The sequence below is a fragment of the Pseudomonas sp. genome (genome assembly GCF_037994325.1).
In the GTDB taxonomy this organism is placed as follows: domain Bacteria; phylum Pseudomonadota; class Gammaproteobacteria; order Pseudomonadales; family Pseudomonadaceae; genus Aquipseudomonas.
Window position 1 is genome coordinate 1 of the sequence record NZ_JBBNAH010000320.1, and the last position, 4,199, is coordinate 4,199.

A 4,199-nucleotide genomic window follows, 5' to 3' on the forward strand; every position below is an offset into this window, starting at 1 on the left:
CACCAAAGCGGATGTGCGGCGCGCACTTGAGAAATACGATCTGAGCGTGGTTTTCGTAGCTGCGCGAGCCGTCGTGAATCAAGGTTTTTTGGAAGTCGCCCTTGCCACCGGCCGAACCCCCGACAAACAGGCAGGGAAAGCGCCCGGATTCGTACAGCGCCTCCATAAAAAACGACTCGGAAGCTGACAGCCCGTCAAACAACACATAGGCCAGGGTGTCGCGCTGATCAATGGCGGTACGCACCTGCACAGCCTTGAGGTTATCCACCAAACGCGAAATCCGCTCGCGCATGCTCGCCCGTTTGCCGGCGCCGCGAATGTCCGCAGACTCCAACGGCACCATGGCGATTTCTGCGGAAGCGATAACGCTGCGATCAAATAGCTGCAGCACAATACGGTCCCACCTGTCGCCGGTATCGCAATAGAGCTGTTTTTCATCGTTGTACAACTCACCCGAGGTGGTGCACAGGCTTAACGTGCACTGGGCGTAACGCTGGCGAATACGGCGGGCGACGGCATCCAGGTCTAAGTGTGGCGAGACAAAACCGGTGATAAACACCGGGTCTATCGTCTGCGCTTGCAGTTTGGTCTCAAGATCTGACGATGAACACACCACGCTGACCGGACTGCGTGGCGACGATGCCTTGCTGAACAAGCGAAAGGGCTTCATAGCGTATTCCCTCAAGGGTTTAGGTTTATGCCGCATGGCTACGCGATTAGGCACGCTGACGCGAAGTCAGTCTTTTACTGCCCATGGGCATCGTTAGCCGTTAGCAGCGTCGCGCTTGTTTTTGCTGCGACGGCGCATGCCAGTGCTGACGCAAACCCGGGTTGTCTTGAGTTGGGCGGAAATGAAACACGCAGGTGCCTGCGCGGCTGAGGAAACGAACCTGCAATGACGTGGTATTCATACTGCGTCAGGTCCTGTTGTTGTAGTGATAGGCATCGAGTTGGCAGCCCAACATAAAGAGGGCGCGTCCTATCATTCGACGTTTTCACCTGGAGCGTCATAGTACTTTTGCACCAGACCACTAAGCCTTTAGGTGGGGCTATTGCCCGCCAGGCTTATCGCTTCTCCACTGCGTAAGAGTCGAGGTAACCGCATGCAGTGCAGCGAAACGTCTTTACGTCATAAAGTGCTTTGCCTTTAAGTTTCACCCCCATGAAAAAGCTTTTTTCGAGCTTACCTGCAACCCACGTCTGCGATGACATGTTGTTGGCATCGCCCATTTCCAGCAAAAAACCCTCTTCCATGTCTGAATTGCACTTACTGCATTGATAGGACATGACCGTGACCTTCTAACGGTGAGTTGCTGTTGCGCTTATCGTTCCGGCCGATAGCGGTTTTCAGTAGGTTCCAGACGCGTGTGTAGCGCTACAGTGGGTCACAGATGCAGTGACGACACAAGGTGGCAGCTAGGTGCGGCAGATACGCTGGAAGCACCGCGCAAGGGCTCTGGCGGATGGCTAAGTTGAATGGGGTGAAACACCCAAAGCCTCCAAGAACCAAAAGCCGTAGTTCATAAAAGCCAAGGACACCCCCCGCCTTTCCTTCAGCCACCCTATCCAGATATCTGACGGGCCGCAGAGGCGGTCACTGACTCAGATTCAGTTGCCGGAGGGCGAATTATGGTGCGTTTAATAGTGCTTTTAAGCGTGCTAGTCTGCCGCTCTACGCTCTTGTCGTTCCTACAATTGCGCAGGGTGCGCTCGATGGCCCCGGCATAATGGTTCGGCCTTCGAGGAGCATGCCGCATACGCCTGCGAGGAGAAGCAAACATGGCACACGCAATCTTGGCCAACGTCTCGGCCTCCATCACTGAGCTAAAGAAAGACCCCATGGGTACGGTAGGCGCGGGTAAAGGCCGCGCGGTGGCGATTCTTAACCGTAACGCACCGGTTTTTTACGCGGTGCCCGCGCAAGAATATGAGCGCATGGTCGAACTGCTCGACGATATCTACCTGGGACGGCTCGCAGAGGAGCGTAAGAACGAGCCTTCAATTCAGGTCACTCTCGATGAGCTCAACACCCGCTGAAACATGCACGCGCTACGCGTTGAAATTCAAAGTGTCTGCGTTGAAAGAGTGGGATGCCTTGATCGGGCCAGTAAAAGAACAACTGCGCAAAAAACTAGCAGAACGCCTCGATAACCCGCGGGTTGAAAGGGACAAACTCAGCGGCCAGGAAAATAAAGATCGCTACAAGATCAAGCTTCGCGCGTCTGGATATCGCTTGGTCTACCAGGTTTATGACACTGACGTTGTGGTTGAGGTGATTGCGGTTGGCAAGCGGGAGCGGGGGGGAGGTTTATGGCGCTCCGATGAGGCGTTAATCCCTGGATAGCCAATGGATCTTCTCCTTGATCGTTTGCAAAGCAATTTGGATACGTTCATCTAGGGATATCTGTTCACTCCAACTTCGCGGCCTGGAGCAGATCGTAGAGGCCTTCAGGCACTAACGATGACTCCCGAGTAAAGCTTGCGAGTGGGCGCCATTGAACGCGAAAAGGAACTCCATCGCTTTCGCTGCCTTCCAGCCAGGGCTGCTCATAGAGCTGCGCGTTGTTAAAGCATGCATCGTAGATCTGCACAATCTCGTGCCCCGGTTTGCCGGCATAGGTGAAGATGTTTTCCAGCGTGCCCAGCAGCCGAACGTTGCTCATGGTCTGCCCCAGTTCTTCTTGTACTTCCCGGACGATGGCGTCGTGACTTGTTTCACCGAACTCAATGCCTCCACCAACAGGGCGAAAGACCGTCGACTGGGTAACCGGATCGTCGAATTGGTGCAGCAGAATTTTGCCTTGGTGATGAAAGATGCAAAGTGCGAGAGGGCGGATGCGCTGATCGGACATGGGAGCACTCGTTATCAAAGCGGGGTAGGTCTTTTATGCATTGCTGCTCTGTCTGTTCGGCATGCGTCTTACGTAGAGGAACGTGAACAGCGTGGTCAGCAACGCCAGCGAGTAGAACGTGAGCAGCGGGATAGCGGCGTAGGGGAGAGCCACCGCGAAGTTAAGGTGTTGAGTTTCCATCGCATGCCCAACTACGCCCCAGAATGCGCCACCGATGGCACTCAGGATAGTGACAGGCAAGTAGGTAAGCAGAATGATGACCTGGCGTTTGCTGGGAAATTCCGGGGTGCGCAGTTGCAGCAGCAAATAGATAAATGTCGTTGTTAACACTGTGGTGTAAGCCCCCACATTCAGCGCCCAGTGGGCCAGTGGCCGCGCGCCATAGGTGGGAAGGGCAACGACCAACAGCAATAGGGCGAAGGCGCCGACTACGCTGGTGATGATTAAATTCCATGCTCGCATTGTGTGTTCTGATCCTTGAACGGGAGTGGGCTTTGTTTTGCGGTTTGGCTAATCACCGTGGCCATAAAAAAGCCCCGCAACTGCGGGGCTTTTTGGTATTTCAAATTCTGGAGCGGGTGAAGGGAATCGAACCCTCGTTATCAGCTTGGGAAGCTGGAGTAATGCCATTATACGACACCCGCTTTTGCGGGGGACTTTGTACCAGAAGACGCTTGAGAAATGAAGCCTGCAGTGTGAATCAGGGTGATGTTTTCGCTGCAGGCGGGGTTTTTCGGATGGGTCATACGGCGATGGCGGTGGTTGCTTCGTGTATGGGTCGACGCTGTGCATTGCCGCTTTGTAGAAAGCCGAGCATGGCGTGTTGGGTTTGTTGCCAGGCGCCTTTGTGTTCCATGTCGAGGAAGTGCCCGGCATTGCTGACGGTGGTGAATTGGCAGTCGTTGAGGTGGTTGCCGAAGAGGCGCGCGTCGGCGGCGGTGGTGTATTCGTCGTGTTCGCCGTTGATGAACAGTAACGGCGTGTTGATGCTGTGCAGGCAGGCCATGTGGCAGTGGGTGTCGAGGTGCAGCACTTTGTGGATGTGCGCATGCATTTGCCGGTATTCGTGGTCGTGAAGGTTGCTGATGTGGCGGTGGTTGTAGCGTTTGAATAGCGACGGCAGGTGTTTGCCGATGGTGTTGTTGACCAGGTGGCCCATGTTGTCGCGGTCCATGGTGTGTAGGTAGTACAGGCCCTTTTCCAGGTAGTCGAGCATCGGTTCGTTGAGCAGCGGCGAGAAGGAGTTGATCACGGCTTTTTCGATGCGCCGTGGCCGTTGTGCCAGGGCCAGTAGCGAGGCCACGCCGCCCCAGGAAAAGGAGGAGAGGTAGTCGGCGTCGAAGTGTT

Annotated in this window: 7 protein-coding genes and 1 tRNA gene; 2 read left to right on the forward strand and 6 right to left on the reverse strand. The window is 55.1% G+C overall.

The window, feature by feature from the left end; all coding sequences use genetic code 11:
* Both AAAB16_RS10840 and AAAB16_RS26520 read right to left on the reverse strand, forming a co-directional pair.
* Positions 1 to 670 (reverse strand): FIST N-terminal domain-containing protein (locus AAAB16_RS10840; protein ID WP_340663322.1); only part of this gene is annotated, 670 nt, incomplete at its 3' end.
* 395 nt (positions 671 to 1,065) lie between these two features.
* Positions 1,066 to 1,287, reverse strand: coding sequence for a PF20097 family protein (locus tag AAAB16_RS26520; protein ID WP_369335441.1), 222 nt, complete (start codon positions 1,285 to 1,287; stop codon positions 1,066 to 1,068).
* A gap of 492 nt (positions 1,288 to 1,779) precedes the next feature.
* Between AAAB16_RS26520 and AAAB16_RS10845 the strand changes: the two genes are divergently transcribed.
* Entirely contained in the window at positions 1,780 to 2,037 is a 258-nt protein-coding gene (locus tag AAAB16_RS10845) for a type II toxin-antitoxin system Phd/YefM family antitoxin (RefSeq protein WP_340663323.1), read from the forward strand.
* Entirely contained in the window at positions 2,018 to 2,344 is a 327-nt protein-coding gene (locus tag AAAB16_RS10850) for a type II toxin-antitoxin system RelE/ParE family toxin (RefSeq protein ID WP_340663324.1), read from the forward strand. Before AAAB16_RS10845 ends, AAAB16_RS10850 begins: the two co-directional genes overlap by 20 nt.
* A gap of 64 nt (positions 2,345 to 2,408) precedes the next feature.
* Here AAAB16_RS10850 and AAAB16_RS10855 read toward each other — a convergent pair whose 3' ends face one another.
* The 4 genes from AAAB16_RS10855 to AAAB16_RS10870 form a co-directional block, all read right to left on the reverse strand.
* Positions 2,409 to 2,852 (reverse strand): NUDIX hydrolase, encoded by a 444-nt coding sequence (locus tag AAAB16_RS10855; protein ID WP_340663325.1) that lies wholly within the window; start codon positions 2,850 to 2,852, stop codon positions 2,409 to 2,411.
* Positions 2,853 to 2,885: 33 nt separating this feature from the next.
* Positions 2,886 to 3,314, reverse strand: coding sequence for a hypothetical protein (locus AAAB16_RS10860; protein WP_340663326.1), 429 nt, complete (start codon positions 3,312 to 3,314; stop codon positions 2,886 to 2,888).
* Between the two features lie 108 nt (positions 3,315 to 3,422).
* Positions 3,423 to 3,496, reverse strand: a tRNA-Gly gene (locus tag AAAB16_RS10865).
* A gap of 98 nt (positions 3,497 to 3,594) precedes the next feature.
* On the reverse strand, positions 3,595 to 4,199 hold a 605-nt coding region (locus AAAB16_RS10870), incomplete at its 5' end, for an alpha/beta hydrolase (RefSeq protein WP_340663327.1).

Bases quoted from the DNA above. Each gene is read 5' to 3' on its own strand.
- AAAB16_RS10855 (WP_340663325.1), bottom strand. From the start codon at position 2,852: ATGTCCGATCAGCGCATCCGCCCTCTCGCACTTTGCATCTTTCATCAC.
- AAAB16_RS10850 (WP_340663324.1), top strand. From the start codon at position 2,018: ATGAGCTCAACACCCGCTGAAACATGCACGCGCTACGCGTTGAAATTC.
- AAAB16_RS26520 (WP_369335441.1), bottom strand. From the start codon at position 1,287: ATGTCCTATCAATGCAGTAAGTGCAATTCAGACATGGAAGAGGGTTTT.
- AAAB16_RS10845 (WP_340663323.1), top strand. From the start codon at position 1,780: ATGGCACACGCAATCTTGGCCAACGTCTCGGCCTCCATCACTGAGCTA.
- AAAB16_RS10860 (WP_340663326.1), bottom strand. From the start codon at position 3,314: ATGCGAGCATGGAATTTAATCATCACCAGCGTAGTCGGCGCCTTCGCC.